This window comes from Pseudomonas sp. KBS0710 (genome assembly GCF_005938045.2).
Taxonomy (GTDB): Bacteria; Pseudomonadota; Gammaproteobacteria; order Pseudomonadales; family Pseudomonadaceae; genus Aquipseudomonas.
Genome location: NZ_VCCF02000001.1, coordinates 3,807,998 through 3,824,598, shown reverse-complemented (window position 1 = coordinate 3,824,598; position 16,601 = coordinate 3,807,998). Strand labels below are relative to the sequence as shown.

18 protein-coding genes and 1 pseudogene are annotated in these 16,601 nt (G+C 61.9%); 16 read left to right on the top strand and 3 right to left on the bottom strand.

Features of this window, described 5'->3' with window-relative positions:
- Nucleotides 1-688 precede the first annotated feature (688 nt).
- From phnC to phnP, 13 genes are all read left to right on the top strand, one after another.
- On the top strand, nt 689-1,522 hold the full coding sequence (gene phnC, locus FFI16_RS17285; protein WP_138816064.1) for a phosphonate ABC transporter ATP-binding protein: 834 nt from the start codon (nt 689-691) through the stop codon (nt 1,520-1,522).
- 32 nt (nt 1,523-1,554) lie between these two features.
- Nucleotides 1,555-2,556: a phosphonate ABC transporter substrate-binding protein gene (gene phnD / locus FFI16_RS17280; protein WP_138816063.1), complete on the top strand. Its 1,002-nt coding sequence runs from the start codon at nt 1,555-1,557 to the stop codon at nt 2,554-2,556.
- A gap of 163 nt (nt 2,557-2,719) precedes the next feature.
- Nucleotides 2,720-3,502 (top strand): phosphonate ABC transporter, permease protein PhnE, encoded by a 783-nt coding sequence (gene phnE, locus FFI16_RS17270; protein ID WP_138816062.1) that lies wholly within the window; start codon nt 2,720-2,722, stop codon nt 3,500-3,502.
- A 36-nt stretch (nt 3,503-3,538) separates the two neighbouring features.
- Complete coding sequence (phnF, locus tag FFI16_RS17265) at nt 3,539-4,243, top strand: phosphonate metabolism transcriptional regulator PhnF (protein WP_178112688.1); 705 nt, start codon at nt 3,539-3,541, stop codon at nt 4,241-4,243.
- A 3-nt stretch (nt 4,244-4,246) separates the two neighbouring features.
- On the top strand, nt 4,247-4,684 hold the full coding sequence (gene phnG / locus FFI16_RS17260; protein WP_138816061.1) for a phosphonate C-P lyase system protein PhnG: 438 nt from the start codon (nt 4,247-4,249) through the stop codon (nt 4,682-4,684).
- The gene (gene phnH, locus FFI16_RS17255) at nt 4,684-5,274 is read left to right on the top strand and encodes a phosphonate C-P lyase system protein PhnH (protein WP_138816060.1); all 591 of its coding nucleotides are present in this window, start codon (nt 4,684-4,686) and stop codon (nt 5,272-5,274) included. Before phnG ends, phnH begins: the two co-directional genes overlap by 1 nt.
- On the top strand, nt 5,274-6,350 hold the full coding sequence (locus FFI16_RS17250; RefSeq protein ID WP_138816059.1) for a carbon-phosphorus lyase complex subunit PhnI: 1,077 nt from the start codon (nt 5,274-5,276) through the stop codon (nt 6,348-6,350). The genes phnH and FFI16_RS17250 overlap by 1 nt, the downstream gene beginning before the upstream one ends.
- Nucleotides 6,343-7,209, top strand: a complete 867-nt coding sequence (locus FFI16_RS17245) for an alpha-D-ribose 1-methylphosphonate 5-phosphate C-P-lyase PhnJ (protein ID WP_110623386.1) — start codon at nt 6,343-6,345, stop codon at nt 7,207-7,209. The genes FFI16_RS17250 and FFI16_RS17245 overlap by 8 nt, the downstream gene beginning before the upstream one ends.
- Nucleotides 7,170-7,979 (top strand): phosphonate C-P lyase system protein PhnK, encoded by an 810-nt coding sequence (gene phnK, locus FFI16_RS17240; RefSeq protein WP_171045849.1) that lies wholly within the window; start codon nt 7,170-7,172, stop codon nt 7,977-7,979. Before FFI16_RS17245 ends, phnK begins: the two co-directional genes overlap by 40 nt.
- Nucleotides 7,979-8,698: a phosphonate C-P lyase system protein PhnL gene (gene phnL / locus FFI16_RS17235; RefSeq protein WP_138817423.1), complete on the top strand. Its 720-nt coding sequence runs from the start codon at nt 7,979-7,981 to the stop codon at nt 8,696-8,698. The genes phnK and phnL overlap by 1 nt, the downstream gene beginning before the upstream one ends.
- Nucleotides 8,688-9,833: an alpha-D-ribose 1-methylphosphonate 5-triphosphate diphosphatase gene (locus FFI16_RS17230; RefSeq protein ID WP_138816058.1), complete on the top strand. Its 1,146-nt coding sequence runs from the start codon at nt 8,688-8,690 to the stop codon at nt 9,831-9,833. The genes phnL and FFI16_RS17230 overlap by 11 nt, the downstream gene beginning before the upstream one ends.
- The gene (phnN, locus tag FFI16_RS17225) at nt 9,833-10,405 is read left to right on the top strand and encodes a phosphonate metabolism protein/1,5-bisphosphokinase (PRPP-forming) PhnN (RefSeq protein WP_138816057.1); all 573 of its coding nucleotides are present in this window, start codon (nt 9,833-9,835) and stop codon (nt 10,403-10,405) included. The genes FFI16_RS17230 and phnN overlap by 1 nt, the downstream gene beginning before the upstream one ends.
- Entirely contained in the window at nt 10,396-11,145 is a 750-nt protein-coding gene (gene phnP / locus FFI16_RS17220; protein WP_138816056.1) for a phosphonate metabolism protein PhnP, read from the top strand. The genes phnN and phnP overlap by 10 nt, the downstream gene beginning before the upstream one ends.
- A 1,045-nt stretch (nt 11,146-12,190) precedes the next feature.
- Here phnP and FFI16_RS17205 read toward each other — a convergent pair.
- Nucleotides 12,191-12,655: pseudogene (locus FFI16_RS17205) on the bottom strand (transcriptional regulator); the annotation flags it as partial.
- Between the two features lie 196 nt (nt 12,656-12,851).
- Here FFI16_RS17205 and FFI16_RS17200 point away from each other — a divergent pair.
- Both FFI16_RS17200 and FFI16_RS17195 read left to right on the top strand, forming a co-directional pair.
- Nucleotides 12,852-13,040, top strand: a complete 189-nt coding sequence (locus FFI16_RS17200) for a type II toxin-antitoxin system HicA family toxin (RefSeq protein WP_138816053.1) — start codon at nt 12,852-12,854, stop codon at nt 13,038-13,040.
- Nucleotides 13,041-13,051: 11 nt separating this feature from the next.
- Nucleotides 13,052-13,456, top strand: coding sequence for a type II toxin-antitoxin system HicB family antitoxin (locus FFI16_RS17195; protein WP_065912459.1), 405 nt, complete (start codon nt 13,052-13,054; stop codon nt 13,454-13,456).
- Here the strand turns inward: FFI16_RS17195 and FFI16_RS17190 are convergent.
- A complete protein-coding gene (locus FFI16_RS17190) occupies nt 13,453-14,649 on the bottom strand; it encodes an MFS transporter (protein WP_138816052.1) in 1,197 nt (398 codons plus the stop codon). The two genes, FFI16_RS17195 and FFI16_RS17190, sit on opposite strands and share 4 nt — an antisense overlap.
- 178 nt (nt 14,650-14,827) lie before the next feature.
- Between FFI16_RS17190 and FFI16_RS17185 the strand changes: the two genes are divergently transcribed.
- Entirely contained in the window at nt 14,828-15,442 is a 615-nt protein-coding gene (locus FFI16_RS17185) for a DUF5666 domain-containing protein (RefSeq protein WP_138816051.1), read from the top strand.
- Nucleotides 15,443-15,527: 85 nt separating this feature from the next.
- Here FFI16_RS17185 and FFI16_RS17180 read toward each other — a convergent pair whose 3' ends face one another.
- Entirely contained in the window at nt 15,528-16,532 is a 1,005-nt protein-coding gene (locus tag FFI16_RS17180; protein ID WP_138816050.1) for a sulfate ABC transporter substrate-binding protein, read from the bottom strand.
- Nucleotides 16,533-16,601 lie beyond the last annotated feature (69 nt).

Below are 16,601 nucleotides of genomic sequence, written 5' to 3'. Positions count from 1 at the left end.
GCGACTGTACGCAGGTGTGGAAGACCGGACTCCAGGACCCCGGCGCACCCGAAGGTGCCCCGCGCACAGCCGCCATAACACTTTATAGCGGGCATGAAAAAAGCGCCCGCTAGAGGCTATGGGCGCTTATACGCCTGGAGAGTTCGGGCTTCCACACCCGTTCGCTGATTTTGCAGCGACCCGCGAAGGTTAGCGGTGAGGTTGATCGGACGCAACCCGAAATATGTGTAGGGCAGATCTTCACTTACATTTGCCGGTAGCTATCACACGACCGGGGGAGGCGACTGTACACGGGGTGGTAGGCCGGTCATAGGAACCCGGCAGGCCGAAAAGCCTCCCATGCACAGCCGCCACTGAGCAGGTTGGAAAGGGTGAACCATACGCAGGTTGGTCGACCGGGGAATGGGAAACCCGGCAGGGCTTGGCCCTCCTGCGTATGGCTCGGTCAACATAATGCAGAGCGGTTAACTGACTGGGCGTAGGGAAAGTCTTGTTCAGCTTTATCGATCGTTCCCACACAGAGCGTGGGAACGATCGGTCAGACAGCATTCCAACCTTTCACAAAACCTTCATCAAACCGCCCCCCGCCAGTCATGTGCAAGTAATAGCACTGACACCTCCCGCGCCTACTGTCGTTTGAACTCAACCGCAGCCCTTGTGTGGCTGTTCAAACCAGACAGAGAAGCCCATGACTCACGCTATCCATGTCGATCACTTGAACAAGACCTTTGCGAAGAAATCCGCATTGGTCGACCTCGAACTCACCATTGCCGCCGGTGAGATGGTCGCGCTGATTGGCGCTTCCGGTTCCGGCAAGTCCACCTTGTTGCGCCATTTGGCCGGCCTGGCCTGTTGCGACAAGAGCAACGGTGGCAGCGTCAAGGTGTTGGGCCGGGAGGTGCAGGCCAGTGGGCGTTTGAATGGCAAGGTGCGGCGGTTGCGCGCAGACATCGGCTACATCTTCCAGCAGTTCAACCTGGTCAACCGCCTGAGCGTGCTCGACAACGTATTGCTCGGCTGCCTGGGCCGCATGCCGCGCTGGCGCGGCAACCTGGGTTTGTTCAATGCCGAGGAGAAAGCGTTTGCCCTCGAATCCCTCGCCCGCGTGGGCTTGGCTGACCTGGCCGGGCAGCGTGCTTCGACCTTGTCCGGCGGCCAGCAGCAGCGTGTGGCGATTGCCCGTGCATTGACCCAGCGCGCCGAAGTCATCCTCGCCGATGAGCCTATTGCCTCGCTGGACCCGGAGTCGGCGCGCAAGGTCATGGAGATCCTCGCCGACATCAACCGCCGCGACGGCAAGACCGTGGTGGTGACCCTGCATCAAGTTGATTACGCCATGCGTTATTGCCCGCGTGCCGTGGCCCTTAAAGGCGGGCGGATTCATTTCGACGGGCAGGGCAGCGCCATGAGCAGCCAGTTCCTCAACGATTTGTACGGTGCCGACGTCGACACCAGCCTGATGTTTTCCGACCAGACCCGCACAGCCGTCGCCACGCCTCGGCTGGCCATGGCGCGCGCTTGAAACCCTACTCACGACCCACAGGAATCCCGTCCATGTTGAACCGTATCGGCCAAGTGTTTCTGTCTGCGGTGTTGCTGGCCGGCGCCGCCATGGGCACAGCCCAGGCCGCCGACAAAGCCATCAACTTCGGCATCATGTCCACCGAGTCTTCGCAGAACCTCAAAAGTGTGTGGCAGCCGTTTCTGGATGACATGCACAAGAAGACCGGCCTGACCATCAACGCCACCTTCGCCTCCGACTACGCCGGGTTGATCCAGGGCATGCGCTTTAACAAAGTCGACGTGGCCTGGCTGGGCAACAAGGCCGCGATGGAAGCGGTGGACCGTTCCAACGGCGAAATCTTCGCCCAGACCGCCGCCGCCAACGGCGCCGCCGGTTACTGGAGCGTGCTGATCGTGCGCAAGGACAGCCCGATCAACAACGTCGACGACATGCTCAAGAACGCCAAGAACCTGACCTTCGGCAACGGTGACCCGAACTCCACCTCGGGCTACCTGGTGCCGGGCTACTACGTGTTCGCCAAGAACCATGTGGATGCCGCCACCGCGTTCAAACGCACGCTCAACTCCAGCCATGAGGTCAACGCACTCAGCGTGGCCAAGGGGCAGTTGGACGTGGCCACCTTCAACACCGAAAGCTGGGACCGCCTGGAAGTCACCCAGCCGGACAAAGCCGCGATGCTCAAGGTGATCTGGAAGTCGCCACTGATCCCGGCCGACCCGATGGTGTGGAGCAAGGCGCTGACGGACAGCGAGAAAACCAAGATCCGCGACTTCTTCGCCCACTACGGCGACACCGATGAAGAGAAGGCGGTGCTGAAGAACATGCAACTGGGCAAGTTCCTCGCCTCCAACGACGACCAGCTGCTGCCGATCCGCCAGCTGGAGCTGTTCAAGCAGCGCACCACCATCAGTGCAGACGACAAGCTTGAGGCAGCCGACAAGGCCAAGAAGCTGGCGGATATCGATGCTGACCTGGCCAAGCTGCAACAGCGCATCTCCGAGCTGGACAAGAAGACCGCAGCCAACGGCTAACCCCCAGTAGTAACCGGGTCAATGTGGGAGCGGGCTTGCTCGCGAAAGCGGTGTGTCATTCAACACATCCAGTGACTGATACACCGCATTCGCGAGCAAGCCCGCTCCCACACAAGCCCGCTCCCACATTAGGTCCAGTTCCAACCTTTACCGAGAGTGACCCATGACTACCTTGCATGCCGAAGCAGTGGGTAAAAGAACCTGGCCGCAATACCTCGGCTGGGGCCTGTTCCTGGTCCTGCTGGCCTGGGCCTGGCACGGCGCGGAGATGAACCCGCTGGCGCTGTACCGCGATTCCGGAAACATGGCGACCTTCGCCGCCGACTTCTTCCCACCCGACTTCCACGATTGGCGCTCCTACCTCAAGGAGATGATCGTCACCGTACAAATCGCCCTGTGGGGCACGGTGCTGGCCATCGTCTGCTCGGTGCCGCTGGGCATTCTGTGCGCCGACAACATCACCCCATGGTGGGTCCATCAACCGCTGCGCCGCGTGATGGATGCGTTCCGCTCCATCAATGAAATGGTGTTCGCGATGCTGTTTGTGGTCGCCGTCGGCCTCGGTCCGTTTGCCGGTGTTTTGGCCTTGTGGATCAGCACCACCGGCGTGCTCGCCAAGCTGTTTGCCGAAGCCGTCGAAGCCATCGACCCAGGCCCGGTAGAAGGCGTGCGAGCCACCGGCGCAAGTGCCCTGCAGGAAGTGATCTACGGCGTGATCCCGCAAGTGATGCCGCTGTGGGTGAGCTACGCGTTGTATCGCTTCGAAGCCAATGTGCGCTCAGCCACCGTGGTGGGCATGGTCGGCGCCGGCGGAATCGGCGTGATCCTCTGGGAAAACATTCGCGCCTTCCAGTTCGTACAAACCTGCGCGGTGCTGCTGGTGATCATCGTGGTGGTGAGCTGTATCGACGTGCTGTCCCAACGCCTGCGCAAGCAGTTTATCTGACGCCGGAGGGGTGCCCGCGCGGCGCTTTTTTTTAGCATGCAGTTGTCTAGACAAGATGAGCCGGTGTACCGCGAACTCGCGGATATCCTGCGCCGTGAATTGAGCAGCTACCAGGCCGGTGACTTCCTGCCCGGCGAGGTGCACATGGCCGAGCGCTTTGGCGTCAATCGCCACACCTTGCGCCGCGCCATCGACGAACTGGTGTTTGAAGGCAGCCTGTTGCGCCGTCAGGGCAAGGGCACCCAGGTGCTCGACCGCCCGCTGATTTACTCGATGGGCGCCGAGACCTCCTACAGCCAATCGCTGTCGGCCCAGGGCGTCGGTGTGCAGGCGGTATTGCTCAAGCGCCGCTACTGCTACGCCAGCCGTGACGAAGCCGAGCATTTGGGCATCGCCGAGATGGCGCCGATGATCGAGCTGCAAACCCTGCGCAAGCTCGACCACCAGCCCGTCAGCCTGATCCGCCATCGCTACTGCGCCAGCCGTGCGCCGTTGCTGGCTGATTACACCGGCGGCTCCCTGCGCCAGTACCTGCGTGAACGAGAACTGCCGCTGACCCGCACCCAAAGCCTGATCGGTGCGCGTCTGCCCAACCGTGATGAAGCCGCGCTGCTGATGATGCCTCGGCACTTGCCGGCCCTCACGGTGTTTACCCTTTCCTGCGATCGCGACGGCCGCCCGGTGGAGCTGGCGCAGTCCACCAGCCGTTCGGATCGCTTTCAGTACCAAGTGGTGACTTGAATGATGAGTGTGTCCCCGCGACAACATTGGATCGGCGTATTAGCCCGCGCCCAGCTCAATGAATTGCAACCCCACGCAGCGGCGTTGAAAGACGCCGAGTACCAACTGATCCGCGCCCCGGAAATCGGCATGACCCTGGTGCGCGGGCGCATGGGCGGTGACGGCGCGGCCTTCAACGTCGGCGAAATGAGCGTGACCCGCTGCGTGGTACGCCTGGCCGACGGCCGCACCGGCTACAGCTACCTGGCCGGGCGCGACAAGCTGCATGCCGAGCTGGCCGCCCTGGCCGATGCCCATCTGCAAGGCACGCAACCGAGCCTGTGGCTCAGCGACTTGATCACCGCCCTGGCCACTGCCCAAGCCAAACGCCGCGCCGAAAAAGAAGCCGACACCGCTGCCACCAAGGTCGAGTTCTTCACCCTGGTGCGAGGAGAAAACTGATGAACGCTCACCTGTTGCAACCGGCGTTTGTCGAGCCGGTACTGGATGCCCAACGCGGTTTTCGTGCTGCCCTCAAAGCGCTGGCCGAACCCGGTTTGATCCAGCACCTGCCGTCCGCGCCACGCCTCGACGGCCTGGCGCCTGCTACTTACGCGCTGTGCCTGGCGCTGCTGGATATGGACACGCCACTGTGGCTGGCGCCGAGCTTCGACACGCCGCTGATCCGCGCCAACCTGGCCTTCCACTGCGGTTGCCCGCTCACCGATAAACGCGCAGACGCGGTGTTCGCGCTGCTCGGCGAGCAAGACCTGCTTGACCTCGGCGGCTTCGACCACGGCAACGACCGTTACCCGGATCAGTCCTGCACCTTGCTGGTTCAGCTTACCGACCTGGAGTCCGGTCGCGGCCTGCACTGGCGCGGCCCAGGGATCAAAACCCAGCGCCTGGTAAACCTGCCGGTGCCGCAAGCCTTCTGGCAAGAGCGCCAACGCCGCGAAGCCTTTCCGCGAGGCCTGGACCTGTTGTTCACCGCCGGCCACCACCTGATCGGCCTGCCGCGCAGCAGCCGTATTGCACAGGAGCACGCCTGATGTACGTAGCCGTCAAAGGTGGCGAACAGGCCATCGACAATGCCCACCGCCTGCTGGCGAAAAAACGCCGGGGCGATACCGCCATTCCTGAATTGAGCGTGACGCAAATCCGCGAGCAATTGCCGTTGGCGGTGGCGCGGGTGATGACCGAAGGCTCGTTGTTCGATGAAGAGCTGGCGGCGCTGGCGATCAAGCAGTCGGCAGGGGATTTGGTCGAGGCGATCTTCCTGCTGCGCGCCTACCGCACCACGCTGCCGCGCTTCAGCCCGAGCCTGCCGATTGATACCGCGCAGATGTCCTTGAGCCGGCGCCTTTCGGCCACGTTCAAGGACGTGCCCGGCGGCCAATTGCTCGGCCCGACCTTCGACTACACCCACCGCCTGCTGGATTTTTCGCTGTTGGCCGAAGGTCAATACCCCGGCCCGCAGACCACGGCGGATGCACAGATTGACGCCTGCCCACGGGTGCTCGGTTTGCTCGCCAAAGAAGGCTTGATCAAGCACGAAGCCGACGACAACGCCAGCGTCGCCGACATCACCCGCGACCCGCTGGAATACCCGGCCAGCCGTGCCGAGCGCCTGCAAGCCCTGGCCCGTGGCGACGAGGGTTTCCTGCTGGCGCTGGGCTACTCCACCCAACGCGGCTATGGCCGTAACCACCCGTTTGCCGGTGAGATTCGCATCGGCGACGTCGAAGTGTGGATCGACCCCGAAGAGCTGGGCTTTCCCATCTGCCTGGGCAGCATCGAAGTCACCGAGTGCGAGATGGTCAACCAGTTCGTCGGCTCAGCCACCGAACTGGCGCAGTTCACCCGTGGCTACGGTTTGGCGTTCGGGCATGCCGAGCGCAAGGCCATGGGCATGGCGCTGGTCGACCGCTCGCTGCGCGCCGGGGAATACAACGAAGAAGTCGTTTCACCGGCCCAGCGCGAAGAGTTTGTGCTGGCCCACTGCGACAACGTCGAGGCGGCGGGTTTTGTCTCGCACCTCAAATTGCCTCACTACGTGGACTTCCAGTCCGAGCTGGAACTGATCCGCAAACTGCGCCAACCGGCCGAGGGCACCCGCCATGAATGACCTGACCCAACCGGCTGTGCGCGACCCGGCGTACAACTTCGCCTACCTCGACGAACAGACCAAACGCATGATCCGCCGCGCCTTGCTCAAGGCCGTGGCGATCCCCGGTTACCAAGTGCCGTTTGGCGGCCGCGAAATGCCTTTGCCTTACGGTTGGGGCACCGGCGGCATGCAATTGACCGCCGCGATCCTGGGTGATGATGACGTGCTCAAGGTGATCGACCAGGGCGCCGACGACACCACCAATGCCGTGTCGATCCGGCGCTTTTTCGCCCGCACGGCGGGGGTTGCCACCACCGAAGCGACGCCCGACGCCAGCGTGATCCAGACCCGCCACCGCATCCCGGAAACGGCGCTGCAGGCCGGTCAGATCATGGTTTACCAGGTACCGATTCCCGAGCCGCTGCGCTTTATCGAACCGTCGGAAACCGAGACCCGCACCATGCACGCCCTGAATGATTACGGGGTGATGCACGTCAAACTCTACGAAGACATCGCCACCTTTGGCCATATCGCCACCAGCTACGCCTACCCGGTGATGGTTGATGAGCGTTACGTGATGGACCCGTCGCCGATCCCCAAATTCGACAACCCCAAACTCGACATGAGCCCGGCGCTGATGCTGTTCGGCGCCGGCCGCGAAAAGCGCCTGTACGCGGTGCCGCCGTACACCCAGGTCACCAGCCTGGACTTTGAAGACCATCCGTTCGAAGTGCAGAAGTGGGCGCACAACTGCGCCATCTGCGGCAGCCACGATTCCTTCCTCGATGAGCTGATTCTCGACGACGCCGGAACCCAGAGTTTTGTGTGTTCCGACACCTGGTATTGCGCCCAACGGGTCAAGGAGAACAACCAGTGAGCCAGCCGTTATTGCAAGTGCGTGACCTGTCGCTTTTGTATGGCCCGGAGAAGGGTTGCCAAGGCGTGAGCTTCGATCTGTATCCCGGCGAAGTGCTGGGGATTGTCGGCGAATCCGGCTCGGGTAAATCCACCTTGCTCTCGCTGCTGAGCGGGCGTTTGCCGCCGCAAGCGGGCAGCATCGGCTACCGCAGCAAGGACGGCGAATGGCTGGATTTGTACAGTGCCAGTGAAGCCGAGCGCCGCACGTTGCTGCGCACCGAATGGGGTTTTGTCGAGCAGAACCCACGGGACGGCCTGCGCATGGGCGTGTCAGCCGGTGCGAATATCGGCGAGCGCTTGATGGCCCAAGGCGTGCGCAACTATGCGCAACTGCGCGGCGCCGGTCTGGATTGGCTCGGCCAGGTGGAAATCGACCCGCAGCGCATCGACGATTTGCCGCGCACCTTCTCGGGCGGCATGCAGCAGCGCCTGCAAATCGCCCGCAACCTCGTCTCCAGCCCGCGCCTGGTATTCATGGACGAACCCACCGGCGGCCTGGACGTGTCGGTACAAGCGCGCCTGCTCGACCTGTTGCGCGGCCTGGTGCGTGAGCTGGATCTGGCGGTGGTGATCGTCACCCACGACCTGGCCGTCGCGCGTTTGCTGGCCGACCGCCTGATGGTGATGCGCCGCTCGCACGTGGTGGAAACCGGGCTCACTGACCAGATCCTCGACGATCCACAGCACCCTTACTCTCAACTGCTGGTGTCTTCGGTATTGCAGCCATGATGAATGCCTTGATCGAGGTCCGTGACCTCTCGAAAACCTTCACCCTGCATCAGCAACACGGCGTGGTACTCAACGTGCTGCGCGGTGTGGAGTTCAGTGTGCAGGGCGGTGAATGCCTGGTGCTGCATGGCCAGTCCGGCGCGGGTAAAAGCACTTTGCTGCGCACCCTGTACGGCAACTATTTACCGGCGGGCGGCAGTATTCGTGTGCAGCATGCCGGTGCGTGGCTGGAGCTGGTCGGCGCCGAGCCGCGTGACATTCTCCAGGTGCGCCAGCAGACCCTCGGTTACGTCAGCCAGTTTCTGCGCGTCATCCCCCGCGTGGCCTGCCTGGACGTGGTGATGGAGCCGGCCCTGGCCCGTGGTTGGTCAAAGGCCGATGCGCAGGCTCGCGCCGAACACCTGCTCACGCGGCTGAACATCCCGCAGCGCTTGTGGCAATTGGCGCCCGGCACTTTCTCCGGTGGCGAACAACAGCGCGTCAATATCGCCCGCGGCTTCATGGTCGCCTGGCCGGTGATGTTGCTGGACGAACCTACCGCGTCCCTGGACGACAGCAACCGCCAAGTGGTGCTGGAACTGATGAACGAAGCCAAGGCCGCCGGCGCGGCGCTGATCGGCATCTTCCACGACCGCGCTGCTCGTGAAGCGGTCGCCGACCGCCATTTCGACATGACCCCATCGCCCGTCGCCCAAGAGGAATACGCCCATGCCCGCTGAACAGATCCTCACCAATGCCCAGGTCGTCACGGCGGAGCGCATGTTCCAGGGCACGGTGGTGCTGCGCGACGGCAAGATTGTCGACCTCGCCGAAGGCCGCAGCCAGTTGCCCCAGGCTCAGGACCTGGGCGGCGATTGCCTGCTGCCGGGCCTGGTGGAGCTGCACACCGACAACCTGGAAAAACACATGACCCCGCGCCCCGGCGTGGATTGGCCGTCGATCTCGGCGGTGCTCAGCCATGATGCGCAAATCATCGCGGCGGGCATCACCACGGTGTTCGACGCGGTGTCCATCGGCGATGTGAACCCCAAGGGCAACCGTATGAAAAAGCTGCCGGCGATGCTTGATGCCATCGCCTCGGCCGAAGACGCCGGCCTGACCCGCGCCGAGCACCACCTGCACCTGCGCTGCGAGCTGTGCCACCCCGACACCCTCAGCGTGTTCCGCGACCTGGTGGAAAACCCGCTGGTGCGCCTGGTGTCGGTGATGGACCATTCGCCGGGCCAGCGCCAGTTCGTGCTCGAATCCAAGTACCGTGAGTACTACATGGGCAAGTACCACCTCAACGACGAAACCATGGACGCGTTTATCGTGCTGCAAATGGCCAATTCCAAGGAATACAGCGACCGCTACCGCGCAGCCATCGTCGCCCATTGCCTGGAACGCGGCCTGTCGGTGGCCAGCCATGACGATGCGACGCTGGCGCATGTGGAGGAGTCGGCGGGCTACGGCATGACCATCGCCGAATTCCCCACCACGCTGGAGGCGGCCAAGGGCTGCCAGGCACTGAACATGAAAGTGCTGATGGGCGCGCCGAACGTGGTGCGCGGCGGGTCGCACTCGGGTAATGTGGCCGCCGCCGGCCTGGCTGCCGAAGGATTGCTGGATATACTTTCCAGTGACTACTACCCGGCCAGCCTGTTGCAGGCGGCGTTTGTGCTGGCCGATCAACAGGATGGCGGCGAGCTGTCACGGGCGGTCAAGATGATCAGCCTGGCGCCTGCGCAAGCGGCGGGCCTTAATGATCGCGGTGAAATCGCCATTGGCCTGCGGGCGGACCTGGTGCAGGCCCGCCGTTGTGAAGGGCTTCCCGTAGTGCAACAAGTCTGGCGACAAGCGAAGAGGGTGTTTTGATGGCAGGCAGGTTGATCTATCTCATCGGACCATCCGGTTCGGGCAAGGACAGCCTGCTGGATGCCGCACGCCCACGCTTGGCCGAGCGCGGCTGCCGCATTGTGCGCCGCGTGATCACCCGCTCGCCGGAGGCGGTGGGCGAGGCCGCACAAGGGGTGAGCCCGGAGCAGTTCGCTGCGCTGCTGGCCGAGGGCGCGTTTGCCCTCAACTGGCAGGCCAATGGCTTGTGGTATGGCATTCCCAAGGCCATCGACGAATGGCTGGCGGCAGGGAACGATGTGCTGGTCAATGGTTCGCGTGCGCACCTGGCGCAAACCCGTGAGCGCTATCCGAGCTTGCTGGTATTGCTGCTGACGGTGGATCAGGCCGTGTTGCGTCAGCGCCTGATGGCGCGCGGGCGCGAGTCCCAGGCCGATATCGAAGAACGCCTGGCGCGCAATGCGCGGTTCACCGCCGATTTGATCGCGGGCAATGGCAGCGGATTGTTTGTGCTCGACAATTCCGGCCCGCTGGAAAACACCGTCGAGCGTTTGCTCTGTTGCCTCGATCACGGGCATACGGCATGCGCCTGACTTTACTGGGCACCGGTGACGCGCGGCAGGTTCCGGTGTATGGCTGCGAGTGCGCGGCGTGCGGTTTGGCGCGCAGCGACGCCAGCCTGCGCCGCCGCCCGTGCAGCGCGTTGATCGAATGCGGCGACCAGCGCTGGTTGATCGACAGCGGTTTGCCCGACCTTTGCGAGCGCTTCCCGCCGCGCAGCTTTAATGGGATTTTGCAGACCCACTATCACGCCGATCATGCTCAGGGTTTGTTGCACCTGCGCTGGGGCCAGGGCTTGATCATTCCGGTACACGGCCCCGCCGATCCGGAGGGGTTGTCCGACCTCTACAAACACCCCGGCATTCTTGATTTCAGCCAGCCGTTTGCCGAGTTTGAAACACGCACGTTTGGCGAACTGAGCGTCACCGCCTTGCCGTTGCAGCATTCAAAGCTGACCTTGGGTTATCTGCTGGAAGGCGAGGGGCGGCGCATCGCCTACCTCACCGACACCGTCGGTCTACCACCGGCTACCTTGGCCTGGTTGCAACGGAAGCCGTTGGACGTATTGGTACTCGATTGCTCCATGCCGCCGCAGCCGCAAGCACCGCGTAACCACAATGACCTGACGCTGGCGTTGCAAAGCATCGAAGAAACCGGCGCGCAGTTGGGCGTGCTGACCCATGTGGGGCACACCCTGGATGCCTGGTTGCTGGAACACCGACGCGAGTTACCACGGCATGTGACGGTGGCCTGGGATGGCCGAGTTCTCTAGCAGGCGCCGCTTGTTCATGTGGGGGCTGGCTTGCCTGCAATGGCGGGTTGTTGGTGGTGTACATATCCGTTATTTGGGTGATGGCGACTTAGGGTTCCGCCCTGACGGCGGGTCACTTTTGCAAGGACGCAAAAGTAACCAAAAGGTCCTCGCCCCAACACTCGGTGCCTCGCTATGGCTCGGCATGCCCGCAATCCGACAGTGATTCGGGGGGCCGCCGCCACGCGCCATCCATGGCGCGGGGCGGCTAAACCGGCATCCCTGCCGGTTTACCCCCCCAATCACTGTCGAATTCCGGCCATCGTGTTTGACGGGGCGCTCTCAGATCACGATCACAAGCGCAGATCAAAAGACCGCTGACTTCGCCAGCGAAAAGGATGTAAGGGCCGGAGCAACAGCAACAGCAGAGCCGTACTCGATCAAAGGTGGGAGCTGGCTCGCCTGCGATAGCATCAACTCGGTGTGCCTGATGTACCGAGGTGTCTGCATCGCAGGCAAGCCAGCTCCCACAGAAAAGCTCATCTTCAGTGCATGCAAATCCGCAGTCGACCTCATATTCAAAACTGCATGCGGTCAACTGTGGGAGCGGGCTTGCTCGCGAATGCGGTGGGTCAGTCAATTCATCTATAACTGACCCACCGCATTCGCGAGCAAGCCCGCTCCCACAATTAGACTGCGTTGCATCAGGTAGACAGGCTTTGCTTCGCACTTGATCTGGCTTTTGATTCAACCACTCAGGTCGGCTTTCAGGCCGCCGTGCTGTAGATCTTGATCTTGATCTGCTTTTGATCTCAGACGCCCCGTTAACCACGATGGCCGAACGCAGGCTTGAATCCGTGGGTTACTCACGGATTCAAGCCGGAGTGAGGGCACACCGAGCCCAAGCGAGGTGCCGAGTGGTGGGGCGAAGACCTTTTGGTTACTTTTGTGTCTTTACAAAAGTGACCCGCCGTCAGGGCGGAACCCTAGGCCGCCATCACCGCAGCAACGGATACACACCCCAAAAAAACCGCCATCACAAACAACCTATCTCCCACCTTTAATCTTATTGCCCGGCAGTTTCTAAGCCAAAGCGCGCTGCAAACGTCTTGCGCCCCTTGGCCGTGACCCCCAGCGCCCGGCTGTCCAGATCCTGAGTTACCCAGCCGCGACGAATCACACACTGCAAAACCGCTGCGCCCAATGCCCCAGCCAAATGCGGGCGGCGCATGCTCCAGTCCAGGCAGGCACAGGCGAAACGCCGACGTTGCTCGCGTAACGCAGGCATATCCAGCCCCAACGCGATCATCGCGGTTTCGCCGGACTCCGTCAGCGCATAGGTGCCGTCACCAACCAGCCAACCAGCGGCGATGAAATTGTCGTGCAGCTGCACCGCCAGCGTGCCGGCCATGTGGTCGTAGCAGGTGCGTGCGAGCTGCAGGCGGTTGGGCGTGCTGGGGACAAATGCCTGGGTGGTATTGCGGCTGATCACCATCAACCCTTCGATGGCCTGGGCCACGTGCGCGCCGGCGCTGACGCTGGCCGGTTTTGCTACTGGCCCTCGCTTAAAGGCCGTATCCCCAGGTTCAGTGCTGCGACGCTAAGCCAGTAACCCTTCTGCATTTCAATATTCAGCAAAACACCCGGCAGTCCGACTAACAAAAACTGTGCTTGAGTAAAGATAACTCTAGGGTTACTTTTATTCAGACCAAGCCAAGGAGGCAGGGGTGCAAAGCAGGCTATTGATCAAGGAGCTGCAAGAGGCGGGTTGGGTGCTGGATCGGGTCACGGGCAGTCATCATATTTTTACCCACCGCTATAACCCGTACACGATCCCGGTGCCTCATCCCAAAAAGGACCTGCCTCAGGGCACCGTCCGCAGCATCAGAAAGCGCGCCGGGCTGTTTCAGTTTTAAGGAGAGCATGCATGCAATACCCAATGTGTATCGAATGGGGCGATGACTTCACCGCCACCGGTATCCAGATCCCCGATATTCCAGGTGCGGTCACCGCCGGGGACAGTTTTGAAGAGGCGTATAACGCTGCGGTAGAAATCGCCCACATCATGCTGCAAGAAATCGCGGCCGAAGGCGGGGTGATTCCGATGCCGACATCGGTGGCTAACCACCATGCCCACGAAGACTACGCAGGCATGGGCTGGGGCATGTTGGAGCTGGATATCTCGCCCTATCTGGGCAAGACCGAGAAGGTCAATGTGACCTTGCCCGGTTATGTCATTCAGCGTATCGACCGTTATGTGCGCGAGCACAAGGTCAAAAGCCGCTCGTCATTTCTGGCGGATGCGGCGTTGGAGAAGTTGGTGCGTTCTTAAGCGGTAGCCACCGCAGCCTGGCGCGAAGCGCTCAGGAACCGTACCAATGCCACCAGCGGGAATGCACTGCCCACCAGCATCACACCCAGCCAGCCGCCGTGTTCATACACGCTGCTGGCAATCGCCGAGCCGAAGGCGCCGCCGATGAAAATGCTGGTCATGTACAGCGCGTTCAGGCGGCTGCGGCTGTTGGCGTCGAGGGCGTAGATGGCGCGTTGGCCGAGGACCATGTTCATCTGCACGCAGAAGTCCAGGACCACGCCGGTCAACGCCAGGGCGATCACGCTGTACAACGGGTGTACAAAAGCCGGCAGGAAGCTCAACGCGGCAAACACCATGGCCAGCAGTGAGGCGCGGTGCGTGTGCCCGGCATCGGCCAGGCGCCCGGCGATAGGTGCGGCGATGGCACCCAGGGCGCCGACCAGGGCAAACAGGGCAATTTCGCTTTGGCTCAGGCCATGGTTACGCGCCAGCTCCAGGGGGGCGGCGGTCCAGAAGAGGCTGAAGGTGGCGAACATGCAGCCCTGGTAGAACGCGCGCTGACGCAGTAGCGGTTGCTTGCGCAGCAAGGTGCCCAGCGAGCCCAGCAGTTGGCCGTAGCTGGCGCTGTGGTCGGGCTGGCGCTTGGGGATGGTCAGCATCAGCACCGCACTGATAAACACCATCACCGCGGCCGCCGCCATGAACATCGCCCGCCAGCCAAAGTGGTCAGCCACCAGGCTGGACACCGGCCGCGCCAGCAGGATGCCCAGCAACAGGCCGCCCATGATGCTGCCGACCACACGGCCCCGGGACTCGGCGGGCGCCAGGTGCGCGGCCAGCGGGATTAGAATTTGCACCGAGACGGAACTGAAGCCGATCAGCAACGACACAAGCAGGAACACATTCGGCTGCTCAGCAAACGCTGCACCCAGTAGGCTGGCGATGGCCACCAGGTTGGTGATGATCATCAGCTTGCGGTTTTCCAGCAGATCGCCCAGCGGCACCAGAAAGAACAGGCCCAGGGCGTAGCCGATTTGCGTGAGTGAGACGATCAGGCTGGCCAGTGCCGGGGTCAGGCCGATGTCCGGCGCGATCAACTCGATGATCGGCTGGGCGTAGTAGATGTTGGCAACGATGGCGCCGCAACAGAACGCAAACAGCATCACCATGCCTCGGGTCATGGTGCTTGAAGCGTGTGAGGTAGCGGTCATGGTGTTCTCATTCAAGCGAAGGAAGGTGGCGTGCGAGAGTAAAGACAACGCCTGCGTCGGTGTAGGGCGCGCGCATTGATATCACTCATGCCGCAAATTAATGACTGAATCGTTAACTTTTGCGTCGAACGCCAATGATACATTCAGACATAACTGTCGAAACAGGAAATCCATTGCGATGAAAATCACGCTGAACAAGATGCTCCTGGCCTCCACCCTGGCTGCGGCCATGGCCATTGGGCTGGCGAATGCCGCCGAAGCCCCACGGGTCGGTGTGCGGGGCGCCATTACTGCGATGGACGGCGACGCGATGCACGTCAAGGTCAACAGCGGTGAAGAGGTTGTGGTGCACTTGACGCCGGCCACCCAGGTACGCGCCGTTACCTTGGCCAAGATCGATGAGATCAAGCCCGGCAGCTACATCGGCTCCGCCGCCATGCCAAACGCCGATGGCACCCTGACTGCGCTGGAAGTCCACGTATTCCCACCGGCCATGGCCGGCACGGGCGACGGGCACCGCGCGTTTGATTTGAAAGAAGGCAGCAGCATGACCAACGGCACGGTGGGCGACCTGGTGGTGAGCAACGGGCGCACCCTGACCGTGAAGTACAAAGGCGGCGAGCAGAAGATTGTGGTGCCGGAGGATGTGCCGATCGTGAACCTGGAGCCGGGCGATCGCAGCTTGCTCAAGGCGGGCGTGAAGGTGGTGTTGTTTGCGGCGCAGGGCGCGGATGGGACCATTACGGCCCAGGCGATCTCGGCCGGCAAGGATGGCGTGACACCGCCGATGTAACTGCCGAACACAAAAACAAATGTAGGAACTGGCTTGTGTGGGAGCTGGCAAGCCAGCTCCCACATTTTTTACCGCGTATCTTCAGTTATTGACCCGAATAGATCTGGTCAAACACCCCACCATCATTGAAGTGGGTCTTCTGCACGGTACGCCAGTCACCAAAGGTCTTCTCCACCGACAGGAAGTCGACTTTCGGGAAACGGTCGGTGTACTTGGCCAGCACTTTCGGATCTCGCGGGCGCAGGTAGTTGTTGGCGGCAATTTCCTGGCCTTCCGGCGACCACAGGTACTTCAGGTAATCCTCGGCGGCAACGCGGGTGCCTTTCTTGTCGACCACTTTGTCGACCACCGACACCGGCGGCTCAGCTTCGGCGGAAACGCTGGGGTAGATCACTTCGAACTGATCACGGCCGAATTCACGGGCGATCATTTCGGCTTCGTTCTCAAAGGTCACCAGCACGTCGCCGATCTGGTTGGTCATGAACGTGGTGGTGGCGGCACGGCCGCCAGTGTCCAGCACTGGTGCATGTTTGAACAATTCGCCGACAAACTTCTTGGCCTTGTCTTCATCACCACCGTTTTTCAGCACATAACCCCAGGCCGACAGGTAGGTGTAGCGGCCATTACCCGAGGTTTTCGGGTTGGGCACGATCACTTGCACGCCATCTTTGAGCAGATCCGGCCAGTCTTTCAGGGCTTTGGGGTTGCCCTTGCGCACGATAAACACGGTGGCAGAGGTGAACGGCGCGCTGTTGTTCGGCAGGCGCGTGACCCAGTTGTCCGGCACCAGTTTGCCGTTGTCCGCCAGGGCATTGATGTCGGTGGCCATGTTCATGGTGATCACATCAGCCGGCAGGCCGTCGATCACCGAGCGCGCTTGTTTGCTGGAACCACCGAAAGACATCTGCAGGGTCAGCTTGTCGTTCGGGTGCTCGGCTTCCCAGTGCTTCTGGAAGGCGGCGTTATAGTCCTTGTAGAAATCGCGCATCACGTCGTAGGAGACGTTAAGCAGTGTGACCGGTGCGGCTTGCACGACACCGGCCAGGGCCAGGCCCGCGGCCAGAAGAGAGGCGCTGAGGATTTTTTTCACTGCTCATTCCTTGTTGTTCGAGAGAAGACTGGGGGCAATTTGCCAGCAACTATAGCCGGGCCTGCATAG

Bases quoted from the DNA above. Each gene is read 5' to 3' on its own strand.
- phnG (WP_138816061.1), top strand. From the start codon at position 4,247: ATGAGTGTGTCCCCGCGACAACATTGGATCGGCGTATTAGCCCGCGCC.
- phnN (WP_138816057.1), top strand. From the start codon at position 9,833: ATGGCAGGCAGGTTGATCTATCTCATCGGACCATCCGGTTCGGGCAAG.
- phnE (WP_138816062.1), top strand. From the start codon at position 2,720: ATGACTACCTTGCATGCCGAAGCAGTGGGTAAAAGAACCTGGCCGCAA.
- phnP (WP_138816056.1), top strand. From the start codon at position 10,396: ATGCGCCTGACTTTACTGGGCACCGGTGACGCGCGGCAGGTTCCGGTG.
- FFI16_RS17185 (WP_138816051.1), top strand. From the start codon at position 14,828: ATGAAAATCACGCTGAACAAGATGCTCCTGGCCTCCACCCTGGCTGCG.
- phnL (WP_138817423.1), top strand. From the start codon at position 7,979: ATGAATGCCTTGATCGAGGTCCGTGACCTCTCGAAAACCTTCACCCTG.
- FFI16_RS17195 (WP_065912459.1), top strand. From the start codon at position 13,052: ATGCAATACCCAATGTGTATCGAATGGGGCGATGACTTCACCGCCACC.
- phnH (WP_138816060.1), top strand. From the start codon at position 4,684: ATGAACGCTCACCTGTTGCAACCGGCGTTTGTCGAGCCGGTACTGGAT.
- phnC (WP_138816064.1), top strand. From the start codon at position 689: ATGACTCACGCTATCCATGTCGATCACTTGAACAAGACCTTTGCGAAG.
- phnD (WP_138816063.1), top strand. From the start codon at position 1,555: ATGTTGAACCGTATCGGCCAAGTGTTTCTGTCTGCGGTGTTGCTGGCC.
- phnF (WP_178112688.1), top strand. From the start codon at position 3,539: ATGCAGTTGTCTAGACAAGATGAGCCGGTGTACCGCGAACTCGCGGAT.
- FFI16_RS17245 (WP_110623386.1), top strand. From the start codon at position 6,343: ATGAATGACCTGACCCAACCGGCTGTGCGCGACCCGGCGTACAACTTC.
- FFI16_RS17250 (WP_138816059.1), top strand. From the start codon at position 5,274: ATGTACGTAGCCGTCAAAGGTGGCGAACAGGCCATCGACAATGCCCAC.
- FFI16_RS17230 (WP_138816058.1), top strand. From the start codon at position 8,688: ATGCCCGCTGAACAGATCCTCACCAATGCCCAGGTCGTCACGGCGGAG.
- FFI16_RS17190 (WP_138816052.1), bottom strand. From the start codon at position 14,649: ATGACCGCTACCTCACACGCTTCAAGCACCATGACCCGAGGCATGGTG.